This is a genomic window from Thermoanaerobaculum aquaticum, assembly GCF_000687145.1.
GTDB classification, from domain to species: domain Bacteria; phylum Acidobacteriota; class Thermoanaerobaculia; order Thermoanaerobaculales; family Thermoanaerobaculaceae; genus Thermoanaerobaculum; species Thermoanaerobaculum aquaticum.
In genome coordinates this window covers 35,216-50,398 of record NZ_JMFG01000025.1, presented here as the reverse complement: position 1 = coordinate 50,398, position 15,183 = coordinate 35,216, and the positions used below count along the sequence as shown (strand labels likewise).

Annotated in this window: 16 protein-coding genes and 1 tRNA gene; 12 read left to right on the top strand and 5 right to left on the bottom strand. The window is 63.8% G+C overall.

The window, feature by feature from the left end; genetic code table 11:
* Nucleotides 1–635 precede the first annotated feature (635 nt).
* Both EG19_RS09945 and EG19_RS09940 read right to left on the bottom strand, forming a co-directional pair.
* Nucleotides 636–711 (bottom strand) — tRNA-Phe (locus EG19_RS09945).
* Between the two features lie 60 nt (nucleotides 712–771).
* Entirely contained in the window at nucleotides 772–1,128 is a 357-nt protein-coding gene (locus tag EG19_RS09940) for an AtuA-related protein (protein ID WP_038050038.1), read from the bottom strand.
* Nucleotides 1,129–1,200: 72 nt separating this feature from the next.
* On the opposite strand from EG19_RS09940, the gene EG19_RS09935 reads away from it, so the two are divergent.
* The 4 genes from EG19_RS09935 to EG19_RS09920 all read left to right on the top strand — a co-directional run bounded on the left by EG19_RS09935 (nucleotide 1,201) and on the right by EG19_RS09920 (nucleotide 5,446).
* Complete coding sequence (locus tag EG19_RS09935; protein ID WP_038050037.1) at nucleotides 1,201–3,351, top strand: hypothetical protein; 2,151 nt, start codon at nucleotides 1,201–1,203, stop codon at nucleotides 3,349–3,351.
* Nucleotides 3,348–4,280, top strand: coding sequence for a glycosyltransferase family 2 protein (locus EG19_RS09930; RefSeq protein WP_038050036.1), 933 nt, complete (start codon nucleotides 3,348–3,350; stop codon nucleotides 4,278–4,280). The genes EG19_RS09935 and EG19_RS09930 overlap by 4 nt, the downstream gene beginning before the upstream one ends.
* Nucleotides 4,277–5,203 carry a lysylphosphatidylglycerol synthase transmembrane domain-containing protein gene (locus tag EG19_RS09925; protein ID WP_038050035.1) on the top strand — a complete coding sequence of 309 codons (927 nt, stop codon included), beginning with the start codon at nucleotides 4,277–4,279 and terminating at the stop codon, nucleotides 5,201–5,203. Before EG19_RS09930 ends, EG19_RS09925 begins: the two co-directional genes overlap by 4 nt.
* A gap of 63 nt (nucleotides 5,204–5,266) precedes the next feature.
* Nucleotides 5,267–5,446 carry a hypothetical protein gene (locus EG19_RS09920; RefSeq protein ID WP_038050034.1) on the top strand — a complete coding sequence of 60 codons (180 nt, stop codon included), beginning with the start codon at nucleotides 5,267–5,269 and terminating at the stop codon, nucleotides 5,444–5,446.
* Here EG19_RS09920 and EG19_RS09915 read toward each other — a convergent pair.
* Entirely contained in the window at nucleotides 5,443–6,300 is an 858-nt protein-coding gene (locus EG19_RS09915; RefSeq protein ID WP_038050033.1) for a hypothetical protein, read from the bottom strand. The genes EG19_RS09920 and EG19_RS09915 overlap by 4 nt on opposite strands.
* Nucleotides 6,301–6,343: 43 nt before the next feature.
* Between EG19_RS09915 and EG19_RS09910 the strand changes: the two genes are divergently transcribed.
* From EG19_RS09910 to EG19_RS09900, 3 genes are read left to right on the top strand one after another with little or no spacing between them, the layout of a single operon-like run.
* A complete protein-coding gene (locus EG19_RS09910; protein WP_152544027.1) occupies nucleotides 6,344–6,781 on the top strand; it encodes a hypothetical protein in 438 nt (145 codons plus the stop codon).
* 56 nt (nucleotides 6,782–6,837) lie between these two features.
* A complete protein-coding gene (locus EG19_RS09905; RefSeq protein WP_038050031.1) occupies nucleotides 6,838–8,103 on the top strand; it encodes an efflux RND transporter periplasmic adaptor subunit in 1,266 nt (421 codons plus the stop codon).
* Between the two features lie 9 nt (nucleotides 8,104–8,112).
* Nucleotides 8,113–9,339 carry an ABC transporter permease gene (locus EG19_RS09900; RefSeq protein WP_038050030.1) on the top strand — a complete coding sequence of 409 codons (1,227 nt, stop codon included), beginning with the start codon at nucleotides 8,113–8,115 and terminating at the stop codon, nucleotides 9,337–9,339.
* Nucleotides 9,340–9,357: 18 nt separating this feature from the next.
* Here the strand turns inward: EG19_RS09900 and EG19_RS09895 are convergent, their stop codons facing one another.
* Entirely contained in the window at nucleotides 9,358–9,924 is a 567-nt protein-coding gene (locus EG19_RS09895; RefSeq protein ID WP_038050029.1) for a macro domain-containing protein, read from the bottom strand.
* 66 nt (nucleotides 9,925–9,990) lie between these two features.
* Here EG19_RS09895 and EG19_RS09890 point away from each other — a divergent pair, with 66 nt between their 5' ends.
* The 5 genes from EG19_RS09890 to EG19_RS13430 all read left to right on the top strand — a co-directional run bounded on the left by EG19_RS09890 (nucleotide 9,991) and on the right by EG19_RS13430 (nucleotide 14,297).
* Nucleotides 9,991–10,752 carry a hypothetical protein gene (locus tag EG19_RS09890; RefSeq protein ID WP_038050028.1) on the top strand — a complete coding sequence of 254 codons (762 nt, stop codon included), beginning with the start codon at nucleotides 9,991–9,993 and terminating at the stop codon, nucleotides 10,750–10,752.
* On the top strand, nucleotides 10,718–12,256 hold the full coding sequence (gene purH, locus EG19_RS09885) for a bifunctional phosphoribosylaminoimidazolecarboxamide formyltransferase/IMP cyclohydrolase (RefSeq protein WP_038050027.1): 1,539 nt from the start codon (nucleotides 10,718–10,720) through the stop codon (nucleotides 12,254–12,256). Before EG19_RS09890 ends, purH begins: the two co-directional genes overlap by 35 nt.
* 3 nt (nucleotides 12,257–12,259) lie before the next feature.
* A complete protein-coding gene (locus tag EG19_RS09880; RefSeq protein ID WP_038050026.1) occupies nucleotides 12,260–12,865 on the top strand; it encodes a LolA family protein in 606 nt (201 codons plus the stop codon).
* 32 nt (nucleotides 12,866–12,897) lie between these two features.
* Complete coding sequence (locus tag EG19_RS09875; RefSeq protein WP_152544026.1) at nucleotides 12,898–13,905, top strand: polyprenyl synthetase family protein; 1,008 nt, start codon at nucleotides 12,898–12,900, stop codon at nucleotides 13,903–13,905.
* A 65-nt stretch (nucleotides 13,906–13,970) separates the two neighbouring features.
* Nucleotides 13,971–14,297, top strand: a complete 327-nt coding sequence (locus EG19_RS13430) for a hypothetical protein (protein ID WP_152544025.1) — start codon at nucleotides 13,971–13,973, stop codon at nucleotides 14,295–14,297.
* On the opposite strand, the gene EG19_RS09870 is transcribed toward EG19_RS13430, so the two are convergent.
* Complete coding sequence (locus tag EG19_RS09870) at nucleotides 14,212–15,156, bottom strand: hypothetical protein (RefSeq protein WP_152544024.1); 945 nt, start codon at nucleotides 15,154–15,156, stop codon at nucleotides 14,212–14,214. The genes EG19_RS13430 and EG19_RS09870 overlap by 86 nt on opposite strands.
* Nucleotides 15,157–15,183 lie beyond the last annotated feature (27 nt).

Here is a 15,183-nt window from a genome sequence, read left to right as displayed (position 1 = left end):
CAAACTGGTGCCTCGGTTGGCCACGTCGAGGCCTGCCCTTGTTGTTTTAACCGATTTTCGGCTCTTTCCAGTTGCGGCGATTTCACAAAAAACCCGCCACAGAGCGTGGGTCCCGCATTTTCTGAATCTTGGCTGGGCTCCGTTCTATTGAGCTTCTGCTGCACGCTCGTAGTGCTCGGTCCTGCAAAATCCCCGTTTCGGTTTTGCCAGATGAAAGGTGCTGCAGAAGTGGTGCCCAGGGACGGACGGGCGAGCCGCGGCGTGTACGCGGCGAGCGGGGGGTTCGGGGGGGTTCAAGGGCGCCGGGCGGGCGGATGGCTGGGCGCCCGCTCCCCCGAAAAGGAAAGCAGCGCCGACGCAGGGATTTTCCCCTTCGCTCCTCGCTCGGCTGCTCCGCTCCGGGACGTCCCTCGGCATCTGTTCGGGGGGACACTCGCGCGCTTCGCGCGCTCGCGGGCATCCTACGCGGGGGGCACGCTCGCAGCCCTCCCTCCCACCCGCGAGCGGCTTAGCCCCCCGCGCCCCCACGCCGGCGCCAGCAAAGCTGGACGCCAGCTCCTCTTCCCGCGCCCCCTCGTAGAGCTCGGTCCTGAAAATCCCGTTTCGGTTTTGCCAGGTAAAAGGTGCTGCAGGAGTGGTGCCCAGGGACGGAATCGAACCGCCGACGCAGGGATTTTCAGTCCCTCGCTCTACCGACTGAGCTACCTGGGCCCGCCAGGCGAGGCGAAGTATGAACGGATGGGGGGAAGTTGTCAACTGCGGGGTGCGAAATCAGGCGTCTCGGGGGCCTTGGACGCTGGCCAAAACCTCGTCGGGAACCTCCACCTCCACGCGCAAAAGCCCCTGGGCGTGGGTTTTCCCCTGGGCATCGGTGAGCAAGCTTTCGCTGCCCCCGCCTCCCAGGGAATCGTGCAGGATGAAGTTCAACGCCAACAGGTTGGGAACCTCGTAGCGCACCACCGGGCCGCGCACCACCTGCCCAAACACCTGCTTGACCCATTCCGGCGTGAGGTTTTCCCGCATCCACTGGTACGCCTGCGGGCTTCTGGCAATGAGCCCAACGTTGGAGGCACTGCCCTTGTCCCCAGAACGCCCCAAAGCAATGGTCTCCAAAGGAACCCGCACCATAACATCCCCCGGACCAAGAGTGTACCCCACGAGGCCCAACGCGAGGCCGCAAACTGGGCCTACAATGCCGCCGTGACCGAGGGTGATCGCTCCTTGTTGGCCTGCTCGCTGCTCGTGGTGGTTTTGGTGTTGTTTTACCCAGCGTTTTTCCTCGGGCAGGTGCTGGCACCCCAGGCAGCGCTTTGGAGCTATCCCCCGTGGAGCGAGCTGGGGGGACCCAACCCCTCTTTGCACCAGCCCACCAACCGCCTGGCCTTTTCCCTGGCCCCGCGCCTGGCCCTGATTCAAAGGGAAGGTGCGGCGGTGGCCCTGTGGAACCCGTATATCGGGGGCGGACGTATCGGCTGGTTGGGGATGGCCGCTGACGGTTACGGTCCTTTTTCGGTGCTGGCTGCACTTTTTGCCCGGGATGTGCAGCACTTTCAGGCTTTGGCTCTTTGCGTTGTGATTTTTTCCTTTGCCGGGATGTTCCACCTGGCCCGGAGGTACCTCGCTCCTTGCCCGGCAGTGGTGAGCGCTCTCGTGTACACCCTTTCCGGGCCGGTGGTGAGCGCGTGGCTGGACGTCCCCGGCACCGTGGCAGTAGTTGTTCCTTGGCTTCTGGTCTTCACCCTGGACCTTCCCCGCTGGGGAGCAGTAGCGGGGGCCGCGCTTTGTGCAGCCCTTCTGTGGGTCAGCGGCGGGTACGGTTTGCCGTGGCTTGTACTTCCCCTTCTGGTCGGCTTGCTGCGAAGCTCCCACCGCGTTGCCACCATGACCGCAGCTTTCTTGGCGGTAGTGGCCGGGTTAGCACTGGCTTTTCCGAGCCTTTTTCTCGCCTATTTCGGCGGAGAATCCCCGGGCTTTTGGTGGTTAGAAGGGCGTCCGCTCGCCGCTGCTTCGCCCTCCGATCTTCTCGCCGGCAACATTTCGGCTTTTGGTGCAGATAGGCCCTGGGTGTTCTTCGGGTGGCCGGTGGTGCTTTTGGCGGTAGTGGGCGTTGTTTCGAAATCCAAAGTTCGAGCCTTGGCGGTAGGGCTTGCCTTTCTCGGTGCCGTCGCTGCCTTTGCACCTACGGCTCTCTTGCCTGTTTTTTTTGCTTCTTTTAGGCCTACCCTGGCCCTGGCCTTGGGCCTTGCGCTCCTGGCTGGAGTGGGGAGCGAGCGCTTGCTGGCCCGGACCCCCGGCTCCTGGCAACCGGTGGTGTCCGGGCTTGTGGCGCTGGCCGTGCTGTTGCGGGCATTGCCGGCGGCGAGCCTGTGGCTTCCGTGGCATAGCCGGGAGCGGGCGCAGCTGCAGTGGGAAACCCCTGCCGTTCAAGGTTTTCAACCGGGGGACCTGGTGCTTCCTCTGGTGACGCTTTTTCCTGCCGACTCGGCGGCCATGGCGGGGCTCGCCGATGTGCGGGCCCGGAGCTTCTGGGGGGAGCCCAAGCTGCGCAGGCTATTGGCTCCGGCTCCTGACGGTTCCCTGCACTTTTCCCGGCTTTCCGATACCATGCTCGCCAAGCTGGGAGTGCGCTGGCTTCTGGAGCCCCGAGAGCTTTCCCTGGTAAGCGGCGAGCTGTTTTCCCGCCTGATTTTGGCCGAAAGCCAGGGCCAAAATTCCAGGTTTCCAGTTACGGTGCCAGAAGGAGCTACCCGCCTGGGCCTTAGAGCCCCCGCACCGCCTTCCTTCGTCCATTTGCTGCAAGGAGACCAACGCTGGGTGCTGAAGAGCGACGGAGCCCTGGCCCAGGAAGCCGAGGGTTGGTGGTGGTGGCTGGTGCCGGAAGGGGTGAAGCCGGGTCAAGCGTGGCTGGTTTTGGCCTCGCCCCGCCCCACCTGGGGTCGTGAGTTTCAGCTGGCCTGGGACTGCTCGGGATGGGAGCTGGCCCATGAAGCTAGCTCCTTGCGGCTCTGGCGGCAACGCTGGGCCTTACCCCTGGCTTTTTTCGAGGGTGAGGCCAAAGAGGCGAGCTCGGTCGAGCTTGTAGTGGCCACACCCCAAAAGCTGGTGGTGCAAACCGAAAGCCCTACCGGGCAACGTTTGGGGATCCGCTGGAAGTTCAGACCGCACATTCAAAGGGCCTTTCTCGATGGGAAACCCGCCGCTATGCAACCGGGCTTTTTTCCCTGGTCTGCTGTGGAGGTTCCGGCGGGAAGCCACCGGATCACCGTAAAGGCGTCGTTACCCCTTGCCGTTTGGCTTGGGCCGCTTGCGGCTCTCGCCATCCTCGCTGGCGTCCGAAAGGTGCGGCTATGAAGCTTGTGATCGTGATACCGGCTTTTAACGAGGAGCAAACCCTACCCCAGGTGCTGGCTGCCATCCCGCCCGCCATTCCGCCTTTTGCCGAGGTGGAAACCCTGGTGGTGGACGACGGCTCCACCGATGGCACCGCCAAGGTAGCTGTCGCTGCGGGCGCCTCGGTTCACCGTTTGCCGGTGCACCGGGGTTTGGCTGCCGCTTTTACCGCCGGGCTGGAGGAAGCCCTGCGCCGGGGGGCCGACGCCATCGTGAACTTGGACGCCGACGGTCAGTACGACCCCGCGGAGATCCCCAGGCTCTTGGCTCCGATCCTGGCCGGCGAGGCAGAGATGGTGCTGGGAGACCGGGGTGTGGGCACCCTCGCCCACTTTTCCCCGGCCAAAAGGGTGCTTCAGCGCCTGGGGGCTTGGGCGGTGAAGAAGATTTCGGGGTTGCCGGTGACCGATGCCACCACCGGTTTTCGCGCCTTTTCCCGCCGCTGTGCCGCCCGTCTTTCCTGCTTCACCACCTTCACCTACACCCTGGAAACCCTCATTCAAGCCGGCATTGCCGGCATGGCGGTGCGCTGGGTGCCGGTTTCTGCGCGGCCTACACCACGCCCCTCCCGGCTTTTCCGCTCCAACACCCGTTACGTGCTGATTTCCCTGGCCACCATGCTGCGTTTGGTGTTGCTCTACCGGCCCTTGCGGGTGCTGCTGGGGCTTTCGGCTCTGGGCGCCACCGCCGGTTTGCTGCTTTTTGGCAGGTTCGCGTACTTCTACTTTGCTGGCATTTCCCCCGCCGGCCACGTGCAGTCGCTGATCGCCGGCGCGGTGCTGCTTTTGGGAGCCTTTCAGCTGGCCGTTTTAGCGGTGCTGGCGGACCTGGTGGCGGTGAACCGCCGGCTTCTGGATGAGCTCCGCAGCCGGGAGCGGGAGAAGAAGTGAGGCGCTTCCGCTGGAAAGCGCTGCTGCTGGTCCTGGGCACCGTGCTTGCACTGGCGCTGTTTCTCGTGGCCCAACCCCAAGCTGTTCTGCAGCTTTTTACCGGCATTTCGGGTCCCACGCTGGTTTTGGCGTTTGTTTTGCACCTTGGCATTGTCGGCACCCGCGCCTGGCGCCTTAAGCTCCTGAGCGACCGCACGCTGGGTGTCGCTTCGGCTTTTTTCCTGTTTACCGCCTCCCAAGCCGTTTCTTCCCTCTTGCCCTGGCGTTTGGGGGAGATGGCTTTGCCGCCTCTCGCCCGCTGGACGATGCGCAGCAAGCTGTCGCAGGGGGCTTTTTGGTGGCTGGCCGGGCGTTTTTTTGACCTCTGGTCGCTGGCTGTGGCCGTGGCGGGGCTGGCGCTCTTGGGTTTGCTCCCGCTCGCCCTCGTTTTTCCAGCGCTTTTCTTGCTGTTTTTTCTTGTCCTCGCTGCCTGGGCTTCAGCCCACCGCCAAACCTGGCGGGTGGTGGTGCGCTGGCTCCCTACCCGACGTTTGGTACGGGGGGCCCTTCGCATGCGCCAGTTGCTGGTGGATCTGGGACATCGGCCGGCGGTGGTGGCCGCAAGCTTCGCCCTTTCGCTTTTGGCCTGGGCGCTCATTGTGAGCTTTACCGCGGTACTTTGCCGGGGGATGGGTGCCAGCCTTTCCCTTGGGCAGGTGCTGCTTTCGGTGCTGGGCGCGACCCTGGGAGCTGCGATACCCATTGCCGGTTTGGGAAACCTGGGACCCTTGGAAGCGGGCTTTGCTTCGGCTTTAACCGTCACCGGTGTGCCCACCGCCCAAGCGTTAAGCCTGGGATTTGCCCTTCACTTTTGGACCCTGGCCTTCCAGCTCATCCTCGGCTTTCCGGCCATGGCGGGCCTGGTGCTGAAAGTCAAAAGGTAACCTTTAGGTCAAGCGGCTGCGGCGCTATACTCTCCCGCAGACACCGAAGGAGGGAGGTGCGCCATGCGAAACCTTATCCTGGCCTTGATTATCCTGGCTGCTTTGGCCTTCGTGGTGGGCACGGTGGCCGCCTTTGGGCAAATCACGGTGCTTGGCAAGCCGCCGGTGACCTTCTGGCGGGGCGCCGTGGGGTTCCTGCTGTTTGCCATTGCCCTTGAGCTCTGGCCTGGGGCTAAGGCTTAAAGCTCCTCCCGCTCCCAGGCCGGAGGGTGAAAGGGCCAGAGCGAGCGCAGAAACACCCAGAGGTCAAAGACCGCCACGGCAAAGGGCAGAAAGCCCAGGTAGCCCAGCACCGGCATCTCAAAGACCTTGAGGTGTCCGGCAAAGGGGACCGTGTACACCCAGCGCGCCGAGGCCAGAAAGTTCAGGCTTTCCCAGATGAACCCGCAAAGCGCACCCGCCAGGAGCAGAGCCACAAAGCGCGAGCGGTCCCCCTTTTCAAAGTCCCGAAGAAGGCACGGTCGCCCCCGCAAGAAGTTGACGCCTTCCAGCAAAAGCGGCCAGGCCAGCCACACATCGGCGGCAAAGTAAGGGGATGGCCAGACCAGGGGCAGAAAAGCCAGCGGGAAACCCGTCAGCATCAGGACCCAGGCGACTTCCTTTGGGATGCGCCCTCCTTCCCCCCTGGGCAGGCGCTGCAGCAAGTCCCGGAAGAGCTCGGCTAGCAACAGCATGGCGGGGGTAATGGTGGCAAAGGCCCAGGCGTAGCCGAAACCCCGCTCCGGCCATGGGGGAAGCCCCTGGTAATGCCACCAGAGCTCGGGTCCATCGGCGCGCCAAAAGCGCGGCCGGTTGTAAAGCTCGAACAACAACCACGAGGGGATGGAAATGACGGCCGCCAGCAGCAGCTCCCGGGGGCAACGCACAAGCCAGGAGCGGCCCCGGGAAAAAAGCAAGCCATCGGCCGCGAGGATCACCCCGGTCCAGCCCAAAGGCGTGAGGTTGCGGGCAAACCATGGGACCTGTAGACACGCTCCGGCCACCCCAAGGGCCACAAGCCCCACCCCCAGCCAAAACCACCAGCCCACGCGGCCCATGGCGTTATTCTAAGGCCAGGTGTAGCCTTGTGCGGGAGGCACCATGTGGTTAGGCGTTTGCGTTCTCTGCATGCAGGCGTTGCAGGCACCACCTTTGGCGGTGGTCGTGCGCAGCGAGGGCGGCATCAACCCCAGCGAGGAGAAGGTCACGTTTTTCCAGGACGGCAGGGTGGTCGTGGAGTCCTGGTCTTTGGCCCAACGGGACAAGCGCCAGAGCTCCGGACGCCTTGATGCCCAGCAATTGGTTAAACTGGACGAGCTCCTGGCCAAAGCCCAAAAGGCCAACTGGCCGCCCACCCTCAACCAGACCCGAGGACCGCAAGTAGCTTTTGCCGTGACCCTCACCTGGTGGTGGCAAGGCAAGGAAAATAGCGTCCTCGGCTACACCTTTGGCGAGCCCCCGTTGCCTGACGAGTTCACCGAGCTTTCCCAAGAGCTTTTCCAGCTGGCTCAAAAGGCGGTTTCCCAGCCGGCCCGGTAACCCCTGGCGATGGACGTCGTAAACTGCTAAGGGCCGCAGGGCCTGGAGGCAAGGACGTGAAAAACAAAACGAAAGCCATACTGGGTGTGGTCAGCGTTGTGGTCATTGCCGCGTTTGTGTGGAGCTTGGCGGGAAAAAAGACAGGAGAAGCCGCGCGTTTCCTTACCGCTCCGGTAACTCGAGGGACGGTGATTCAGTCGGTCACCACCACCGGCACCCTGGAAGCCCTCACCACCGTAAAGGTGGGTTCGCAGGTTTCCGGCATCATTGCGGAAATCCATGCGGACTTTAACGATCGGGTGAAGAAAGGGCAGGTGCTGGCGGTTTTGGACCCCACCCCGTTTGTGGCCGCGGTGAACCAGACCAAGGCCCAGCTGGAGAGGGCCCGCATCCAGGCTCTGGATGCGGAAGCCAAGTACAAGAGGCAGCAAGCCCTCTTTGAGGCCAAGCTGGTTTCCGAAGACCAGCTGGAAACCGCCCGCGCCGCTTACCACCAGGCTTTGGCGCAGGTCACCGAGCTGGAAGCCGCTCTGGAGCGGGCAGAAACCAACTACCGCTACTCGGTAATTCGCGCTCCCATTGACGGCGTGGTGGTTTCCCGGGACTACGACGTGGGGCAAACCGTGGCCGCTTCTTTCCAGGCCCCGACGCTTTTCACCATTGCCGAGGACCTCACGCGCATGCGCCTGACCTGCGACGTCTCGGAAGCCGACATCGGTCAGGTGAAGGTGGGCCAAACCGTGCTCTTTTCCGTGGACTCCTATCCGGAAAAGCAGTTCACCGGTCGCGTGGCGCAAATCCGCCTTTCCCCCAAGATCACCAACAACGTGGTCACCTACCCGGTGGTGGTGGAGGTTGAAAACAACGAGGGTCTGCTTTTGCCGGGGATGACCGCAGAGGTCCACATTCAAGTGGCCAAGGCCGAAGACGTGCTCCGCATTCCCGCTTCCGCCCTGCGCTTCCGGCCGGAAATGCTGGGGCTGGCGGTAGGGAGCAACCGGGCCAACGGAAACGCGCCCGCCCAGCGCCGGGAACCCGGGAGGGGCTCTGACCGGGGTGGGGCCTCCTCGCGCCGCGAGCCCCGGCCAGCAGGTGGCGGGACTGAGGACAAGCTGGCCACCGTGTATTTGCCTGGTGAAAAGCCCAGCGACCCGCTGCGCCCGGTGCGCTTCATGCCAGGCCTCACCGATGGCCAGTACGTGGAGGTGCGGGGCGGGGAGTTGGCCGAAGGGCAACAGGTGGTGGTGGGCTTGGCCACCGCCCAAGCCGAAGAAGCCGGTGGACTGGCCGGTATGACGCGTATGGGTCCCCCCCGGCGGTAGGAGGAGACCATGGTCAACCCGTTAGAGGTTTACAAGGTGTCGTTGGTGGCGCTGCGGCGCAACCCCATGCGCACAGCGCTGACCATGCTGGGGGTCATCATTGGCGTGGCCTGCGTGGTGGCCATGGTGGCTATTGGCCAGGGGGCCTCATCGGCCATTCAAAACCAAATTGGGGCCCTGGGCACCAACTTCATGATCGTGTTTTCTGGCTCCCGCTCCGCCGGTGGGGTGCGCCACGGCATCGGCTCGGTGCAGTCCCTGACGGTGGAGGATGCGGAAGCCATTGCCCGGGAGTGCCCGTCGGTGGCGGTGGCCGAACCCTCGGTGCGGACCGTGGCGCAAGTGGTTTACGGCAACCAAAACTGGTTCACCACCATTCAAGGGGCAGGGCCCAATTACCCCACCATTCGCGCCTGGGCCGTGAGCAAAGGCACTTTCTTTACGGACGAGGACGTGAAAGCCTCGACGAAAGTAGCGGTGCTGGGGGCCACCGTGGTGGAAAACCTTTTTGGCTCCGCCCAGGCCAACCCCGTGGGCGAAATCGTGCGCATCAAGGGGATCCCGTTTCGGGTAATCGGGGTGCTGGACAAAAAGGGCGGCTCGGCCATGGGCCAAGATCAGGACGACATTGTTGTGGTCCCCTACACCACTGCCCAAAAACGGCTCATGGGAATTACTTACATTCAGGCCATCATGGTTTCGGCCGTATCCCCCAAGGCCATTGACCGTGCCGCCGACGAAATTACTCAGCTCCTCCGGCAACGGCACCGCATTGGCAAAGGCCAGGACGACGACTTCGTCATCCGCAGCCAGCAGGACATCGCCTCCACCGCCACGCAGATGAGTCAGGTCCTGACGCTGCTTTTGGCCGCCATTGCTTCGGTTTCGCTTTTGGTAGGTGGCATCGGCATCATGAACATCATGCTGGTTTCGGTCACCGAGCGGACCCGGGAAATTGGCGTACGGCGCGCCTTGGGCGCCCGCCGGGCCGACATTCGCTGGCAGTTTCTGATTGAAAGCTCGATGATTTCCGGGCTGGGAGGGGTTGTCGGCATTGGCCTGGGCATCTTCATTGCCAGGCTCATTTCCCGCATTGGCGGCTGGCCCACCCTTGTGCAACCCCAGGTGGTGGCGGCGGCTTTCCTCTTTGCGGGGGCGGTGGGGATTTTCTTTGGCCTGTACCCGGCGGCCAAGGCCGCGCGTTTGGACCCGATTGAGGCTTTGCGTTACGAGTAAAAACCGGCTTTTGATCGGCTAGGCCTGATCTGCCCCAGGGGTTTTGGCCGCTAACCCTTGGCAGGCTTGCAAAAAGCAATGTGCGGTTTCTTCATCCCAGGCCACCAGGTGAATTTCCCTCACGAACGTTGCCTCCTGCAAAAACCTGGCGCACTCAAAGGCAATGACCTGGCAGCCGGCCGCTTTCGGGTAGCCGAAAATGCCGGTGGAAATGGCGGGAAGCGCCACGCTTTGGGCTTGCCGCTCTTCCGTCCGCAAGAGCGCCTGCCGCACTGCCGACCGCAGCTTGTTCTCTTCGTCCCCTTCCCCCCAAATCGGCCCCACAGCGTGAATGACCCACCGGCAGGGGAGCGCCCCTGCCGAGGTGACCACTGCCCCTCCCACCGGTACCGGCGCCAGGCGGTTGGACTCCTCCTGGATGATGCGTCCCCCCTTGCGCACAATGGCACCGGCCACCCCTCCCCCGTGCGCCAACTGGGAGTTGGCAGCGTTCACGATGGCGTCTACCCGCTCTTCGGTGATGTCCCCCTTGACCACCACCAGCTGTCCGCGCCCAACAGCCTGCTGCCAAAGGATTTGCCCCATAGGCCCCTCCGCGGTCATTGTAACCACCTGCTTTGGCCCCCCGGGAGGCTCGGGTAGAATCCCCCTGTGTTGGCCCTGACCCTGTCCGTGACTCTCTTGGCGTGCCCCCTCCACCCAGTTTCCCTCGACCTGGAACTGGGAAAACGAGCCTTGCCGGGTCTTCCCCCGGATTTGGCCCGGCAGCTGACCAAGCACCCGCAGGCCTACCGGCGGGGCGCGGAAGCGGCCTTTGCCTACCCTCAGGCCATTCACGTCATGGGCCCCGGCAACTCCCTGGAAGAAGCGGTGCTGGCGCAGTGCGAGCGGCTGGTGGCCGCCATCCGCGGGCAAGCCAGTTTTGAGGCGGTGACCGCCGGTTTTGGGGCGTTAGCCCACCTGGTGTGGGACATCAACTTCCCGGTGGAAGCCTCGACGGAAGCTGAAGCCCGGGCCTTTGTGGCTTTTCTGCAGTCGCGTGCGCCGCGAATCCCGGTGGTTTTTTACTCCGGCTACGAGTCCCTGCCGTTTTCCTCCCGGGAAACCCTGTGGGGTTTTATTCTCGCCGAGGCTTCCCGGGTTTCGCCACTCCGGCAGGCCCTTTCCGAGGATTTCCGTCGGGTGGGAGGTCCGGGCTTTTGGAACTTGCTGGATGACCGCTCCACCGCATTTGGGGTGGCTTCGGTGAGCTTAAACCGCGCCATTTCCCAGTACGTGGCTTTGTCTTCGTGGGTCTGGCATCACGCCGGAGGCCTGGTGGTGCCTTTCCCCGGTGACGGCAACAGGATTCTGGTTTGGAAAGGAGAGCTGAAACCCCGTGAAGCGCCTTTGCCTCGTCTCGGTATCCGATAAAACCGGTGTGGTGCCGTTGGTGCAGGAGCTTAAAGCCTTGGGCTTTGAGGTGCTTTCCACCGGCGGCACGGCGGCGTTGTTGCGAAGCTCCGGCCTGGAGGTCACCGACATCGCCTCCTGGACCGGCAGCCCGGAAATCCTTGGCGGCCGGGTGAAGACCCTGCACCCCAAGGTTTTTGCTGGCATCCTTGCCAACCTCGAGGATCCCAAGCACCGGGAGGAGCTGGCGCACATTGGGGCGGAACCCATCGAGCTGGTAGTGGTCAACCTCTACCCTTTCCAGCAGGTGGCCAGCAACCCTGCGGCTACCCCCCATGAGGTCATCGAAAACATTGACATTGGCGGCCCGTCCCTGCTCCGGGCGGCAGCCAAAAACCACGCCCGGGTGACGGTGGTGGTGGATCCCCAGGATTACGGTCTGGTGCTTTCCCACCTTAAAAGCAACGGGGGCGTCCCGCTTTCCCTGCGGCGCACGCTTGCCCTCAAGGCCTTCCGCCACACCGCCTCCTACGACGCCTTCATTGCCGGCGAGCTGCCCCGCTTTTTGGATATGCCTGCACCCAAGTTGCCGGCGGCCCTTGCGCCGTGGCTTTCCGCCGAAGAAGAACCGCTGCGCTACGGGGAAAACCCTCACCAGTGGGCGGTCTTTGCCCGGCCCAGGCAGGCCACCGGCTTTGCTGGCTTTCGCCAGCTCCAGGGCAAAGAGCTTTCCTACAACAACCTTATGGACGCCGATGGCGCGTGGAGTGCGGTTTGGGACCTTCCCGGCGCTGGCGTGGTGATCGTGAAGCACGCCAACCCCTGCGGGGCAGCCGTAGGGGAAAACCCGGAAGAGGCGTACCGCTTGGCGTTTTCCTGCGATCCGGTTTCGGCTTTTGGAGGCGTTATTGCTTTTTCCTCGCCGGTGGACGGCCCGGCAGCACAAGCGGTGGCCGAGCAGTTTGCCGAGGTGGTCCTGGCGCCGGAGTTCACCCCCGAAGCCCTGGCGGTTTTTGCCAAGAAGAAAAACCTGCGCGTGCTGCAAACCCCACGGCCTACCGGCGGGTTTCCCCGGCTGCGGGTGGTGGACGGCGGGCTTTTGGTGCAGCAAGCTGACGAAGGCTTCCCCGAGAGCTTCCGCGTGGTCACCCGGCGGCTACCCAGCGAGCAGGAACAGGAGGCTCTGGATTTGGCCTGGCGGATGGTCAAGCACGTGGCCTCCAACGCCATCGTTGTGGCCAACCACCGGCAAACCCTGGGGATTGGCGGCGGGCAGCCCTCCCGGGTGGATGCCTGCCGCATTGCCGTGAGCCGAGCGCAAGCCTTTGGGCATGCGCTGGCGGGAGCAGTGGCGGCTTCCGACGCCTTTTTCCCCTTCCCCGACGGGGTGAGGGTGCTGGCGGAAGCCGGCATTACCTGCATTGCCCAGCCTGGTGGCTCCATCCGCGATGATGAGGTGGTGCAGGTGGCCGACGAGCTGGGGGTTTCCATGGTGTTCACCGGTCGGCGTCACTTTCGGCATTAGCCCATGCTTGTTTTTTTGCTCCTCCTCACGCAGGCCACTTCCCCGCTGGATCAACTGGCCGCCAAGCTGCAGGCGGCACCCGCCTGGCAAGCGGAGTTCTCCCAGTCCTTCGTGCCCGCAGGCTTAACCCGGGGAAGCCAGGAGCACGGGACCTTTACCTTCGCCCACCCCTCCCGGGTGCGCTTTGACTACCAAAGCGACCCCAAGAGAACCTTTGCCGTAGATGGCTCTTTGGCGCGGATGGTGGATGCTGAAGCCGGCACCTGCCAGGCCCTGGAGCTCAGCCAGGGAGCTTGGGCCAGCTTGCCTTTGGTGACCCTCACCGACCCCGGTGCCCTCCGTGGGTTTTTTACGGTGGAGGAAAAGGCGGAAGCGATCACGCTTTTGCCCCGCCAACCCAGCCCGGAGCTGGCCCGGGTGGTGGTTCACTTGGGCCCCGACGGCCTCCCCCAGGAGGTTCTGGTGGAAGACGGGAGCGGCAACCTAAACCTTTTCCGCTTTTCCCGCTGGAGGGCGCAAAAGACCGTGGCCCGGGAGCTCTTTTCGCCCAGCTTGCCGGGGCAGCCTTCCTGCCTCCCCGGTGGTGACAACCCGCGCCCGCAAAGGTAGGATAGCCATGGCCGTGAGGCTGCGGAGGTAGCTTGAGCACGCAATCTCCATCGGGTTCGAGAGCAGCGCTCCTGCGCCAAGCCATGGTGACGGTTGAGCCACGCCTCAAGCTGGTGGAGGCCTTCATTACCAGGGAGCTGCAAGCTGGGCCGGAGGCCATCCAACAAACCGGCTCCTACGTGTTTTCCGCCGGCGGCAAGCGCTTGCGTCCGGCCCTTTTGCTTTTGGTTTCCCGCCTGGTGGGCTATCAAGGTGACAAGGACATCCGCTACGCCGCGCTCATCGAGATGGTCCACACCGCCACCCTCGTCCACGACGACATCATTGATCACGCCAACCTGCGCCGGGGACGGGCCTCAGCCAACAGCCGCTGGGGCAACCAGCTCACGGTGCTGTTGGGCGACTGGCTTTACACCCGCTCCATGGAGCTGGCCCTGGAGGTGGACGATTTGGACATCATGCGGGTGCTTTCCCGGGCCACCATCGAGATGATCGAGGGCGAGGTCCTGGGCTTGAGCCTCAAGGGGCGAACCGACATCACCGTGGAGCAGTACCTGGAAATTGCCCGCCGCAAAACCGCTGAGCTCTTTTCCGCGGCCTGCGCCATCCCTGCCCTGTTCGCGCCGGAATATGCCGGTTTTCGCGCAACCCTCAGCGAATACGGTCGCAACCTGGGCTTGTGCTTCCAAATTGTGGACGACCTTTTGGACCTCACGGGGGATCAGGACCACCTGGGCAAGCCGGTGTTTTCCGATTTGCGGGAAGGCAAGCTCACGCTGCCGCTCATCCTCGCCCTGCCGAAGTTTTCGCCCGAGCAGCGCCAGGCGGTGGCGGAGGTGGCCAGGGAGGGGGCTTTTTCCGGCCTCGAACCCCAGGAGCTCCAGCAGTGGTTGAGCGAAACCGGGGCTTTTTCCCAAGCTCGAGAGGTGGCTTTAAGCTTTGGCGAAAAGGCTGCCGCGCTTGCCTCTTCTCTCCCCGCAGGCTTTGAGCGGGACGCGCTGGTGGCCGCACCGTGGTTCGTGCTGGAAAGGGACCATTAGCCAGAGCTTTTCGGCAAGCGCGAGAAAGACGAAACGCCTGGTGTGTATAATTCCCACTCACGGCCATGAAAGGCCTTTTCGATTTTTTGGCAGGCAGGAAACGCCGACAGCAGGTGTGGGCAGCCACCCTGCGGCGGAACATCCAGCGCGCCCTGGAGGAAGGGAGGTACCCCTTCGCCCTGAAGTACTGTCAGGAGCTGCTGGAGGTGGCCCCCCAGGACGTGGAGGCATGGTTGCTGCGCGGCCATCTCGCGTGGAAGCACGAAAACAACGTGGCCCTGGCTGTGGAGTGCTACCGCAAGGTGCTCATTCTGGGGGGTTACGATAGCTCCAACGCGTCCGTGGCAAAGGCGCGTGCTTGCCTGGCACAACTCCTGGCGCCCGAGCCCTAAAGGGCTCCGCCACCGGCCAAACTTCCACAGCCCTGGGCTTGCCCTTTGCCACCACCAGCACCTGGCTTACCCACCGGGGTTCGGGGTCCAGCAAAACCTCCGGAGCCCCAAGGAAGGGTTGCAGGCGCTCCTTAAGCGCAGCCAGGTCCTCCCCGTTGGCTCCCGCTGCGTACCACACCCACCCGCTCTCTTCAGGGTGCACCACCACATACCCGAAAACCGGGGTTTCCAGGCGATAAAGGTAGGTCTTTGGCCCCATGGGCGTAGGTGGGCCAAAAGCCACCGGCTCCTCCACCAGGAGCTGGTCCAGGGTGCGGGGGCGGGAAAAGGCCCGGGGGAAGGACCAGGGGTAGCGAGGGGGGCTCCCCCAAACCACCGGCGGCGGCACCGGACCTTCCCTGGTCTCCAAAAGGAAGTCCCGACCGGTGACCACCGCGTTGGTTTTCTGCCCGGGCAAGTCCACTGAAGCCAAGAGCCCTCCCACCGGCGTGGGGGAGCGCACCTCGATGCGCACGCGGTTTTCCCCCGGCCGCAGGAGGTGGCTGATGCCGTACACATCCAGGCGAAAGCCGGGACGGGACCACCCGCAAGCCGCCGGCACGTTGTTCACCCAGGCCACGTACTCGCGGTCAGCGGCAACCTTCAAGAGAGCCCCGGGCCCGGGTTCAGCCACCGCAAACGTCGCCACAAAAACGCCGCGGGTGGGGTACGGCCGCTCCAGCTCGGCGGTCACCCAAACCCACCGGGCCTCGCCGGTGAGGTTGCCCACTTCCTGCCGCCAAAAACCGTGGAGCCAGGCCCACCCCAGGAGCAAAAAGCCCCAGGAAAACACCCTCCGCCAACGGCTGCCGCTCCACACCGGCTCAGTTTACCCCGCACCTGCTGG

Excerpts from the sequence above, each read along its gene's own strand:
- EG19_RS09880 (WP_038050026.1), top strand. The coding sequence starts at position 12,260 with ATGCTTGTTTTTTTGCTCCTCCTCACGCAGGCCACTTCCCCGCTGGAT.
- EG19_RS09940 (WP_038050038.1), bottom strand. The coding sequence starts at position 1,128 with ATGGTGCGGGTTCCTTTGGAGACCATTGCTTTGGGGCGTTCTGGGGAC.
- EG19_RS09910 (WP_152544027.1), top strand. The coding sequence starts at position 6,344 with ATGTGGTTAGGCGTTTGCGTTCTCTGCATGCAGGCGTTGCAGGCACCA.
- EG19_RS09920 (WP_038050034.1), top strand. The coding sequence starts at position 5,267 with ATGCGAAACCTTATCCTGGCCTTGATTATCCTGGCTGCTTTGGCCTTC.
- EG19_RS09900 (WP_038050030.1), top strand. The coding sequence starts at position 8,113 with ATGGTCAACCCGTTAGAGGTTTACAAGGTGTCGTTGGTGGCGCTGCGG.
- EG19_RS09915 (WP_038050033.1), bottom strand. The coding sequence starts at position 6,300 with ATGGGCCGCGTGGGCTGGTGGTTTTGGCTGGGGGTGGGGCTTGTGGCC.
- EG19_RS09930 (WP_038050036.1), top strand. The coding sequence starts at position 3,348 with ATGAAGCTTGTGATCGTGATACCGGCTTTTAACGAGGAGCAAACCCTA.
- EG19_RS13430 (WP_152544025.1), top strand. The coding sequence starts at position 13,971 with ATGAAAGGCCTTTTCGATTTTTTGGCAGGCAGGAAACGCCGACAGCAG.
- EG19_RS09895 (WP_038050029.1), bottom strand. The coding sequence starts at position 9,924 with ATGGGGCAAATCCTTTGGCAGCAGGCTGTTGGGCGCGGACAGCTGGTG.